This is a genomic window from Desulfobacter curvatus DSM 3379, assembly GCF_000373985.1.
Taxonomy (GTDB): domain Bacteria; phylum Desulfobacterota; class Desulfobacteria; order Desulfobacterales; family Desulfobacteraceae; genus Desulfobacter; species Desulfobacter curvatus.
Window position 1 is genome coordinate 1 of record NZ_KB893045.1, and the last position, 1,166, is coordinate 1,166.

Consider the following 1,166-nt stretch of genomic DNA (forward strand, 5'->3'; position numbering starts at 1 on the left):
ATGCCTTCTGAAAGAAGGAAAGGCGGAATTTTCCCAAAAAGGAGTGGGCGGAACAACTTCGGCCGACCTTTTATTATTTATGCGTCAGCACTGCTCTTACCTTCAAAGAGTCCGGCTCCATATCATTATTGTGGTATACTAAAAAATTTGAATTGATAGGAATCGGAAACGCCGTGATACACGTAAACATTGCTCGCCGGTTTGAGGATTTAAAAAGTGTGGAAGTACAGGGATAGTCCGGGGTGGGCATCCGTTCCGAAAATCGAGGTGCCCTTGGACGTAGTCCTCACCTTCTGGCAGATTTAAATTCATGAGCCTTTCTTCTGTTATTCCTGCCTGACGTCTGGGCAGGGGATATCCTGATAAATACCATGATTGCACAGTCAAATTTTGTATGTAAAAAGTTTACCCTTGCATTTCCAGGCCATGAATGATTATTTTCAATAAAATTGAATTTTGGCTTCAATCAGCCCAATTTAAAAAAACGAATAGACAGAATCTGCCTATCACCATATTGGCCCATTCTGTCTAACTAACTGGTTTTAAACGCTTCTGGTTACATTAAACATACTGTGGATCTGAAAACCATAACTATCTGTAATTATATGAAAATATTCATTTGTATTTCCGACAGGCCTCAGGAGCTTTACCGGAGAAAAAGGGGCGCTCTGGCGCAAGATTTACGCCAGTCATGTCATTTGCAAAAGCGCAAATGCCACGCCTGTCATAAATCTTGCAAGCCAGCGCCCCCCTTTTTCTCCTACACCGAGGCTTCGATAACCGATGAAGGTTCTCTGCCGTCATACCCCGCTTCCCGATAAGCCGGTAAGCGGCCCATCCATTGGTGATATTTTCAGGGAATATGGCCCTGCCTTCAGAGATTCACACAATCTGCATCCCCGCCAGCACAAGGTGATGTACGATATTGAACACTGCCGACGCGGAGAGTTCGGCACCCATTGGGAAATCTGCGATACATGCGGGCACCTGGAAAAAGGATACAACTCCTGCCGGAATCGCCACTGCCCAGGCTGTAACAATATCGCCCGGCGCAGATGGGTGGCAGCCAGGCATGATCCGCCTCCCTGGTTTGATTTGTTTTTTTCAAGTAGACACATTTGCTGACAAGACGTGATAGAATGGTTATGATTTTTTTCTTCTGTTGA

At 45.3% G+C, this 1,166-nt stretch carries 1 protein-coding gene; it reads left to right on the forward strand.

Annotation, left to right across the window (positions count from 1 at the left end; all coding sequences use genetic code 11):
- Positions 1-783 precede the first annotated feature (783 nt).
- A complete protein-coding gene (locus B147_RS0110335; RefSeq protein ID WP_020587125.1) occupies positions 784-1,125 on the forward strand; it encodes a transposase zinc-binding domain-containing protein in 342 nt (113 codons plus the stop codon).
- Positions 1,126-1,166: the final 41 nt, after the last annotated feature.